Source organism: Pseudomonas sp. URMO17WK12:I11 (assembly GCF_007677725.1).
Lineage (GTDB): Bacteria > Pseudomonadota > Gammaproteobacteria > Pseudomonadales > Pseudomonadaceae > Aquipseudomonas.
In genome coordinates this window covers 1-202 of record NZ_VEDF01000090.1, presented here as the reverse complement: position 1 = coordinate 202, position 202 = coordinate 1, and the positions used below count along the sequence as shown (strand labels likewise).

General features: G+C 64.9%; 1 protein-coding gene. It reads left to right on the top strand.

The genetic code is table 11. The features are described from left to right. On the top strand, positions 1–202 hold a 202-nt coding region (locus FS665_RS23320), incomplete at both ends, for an AMP-binding protein (protein ID WP_145193692.1).

Sequence of the window (202 nt, the reverse complement as noted above, 5' to 3'; positions counted from 1 at the left end):
GCGGTGCTGGTGCATGCGCCAACTCGGCACGTGCCGGACGCGGGGCAGGTGATCGATCTGGATCAGTTTGACTGGGCAGGGCAGCCGGCCAGCAATCCGATTGTCGATGGCCTGACGCCAAATAGCCTGGCCTACGTGATCTACACCTCCGGCTCCACGGGCCTGCCCAAAGGCGTCATGAACGAGCACGCCGGCGTGGTCA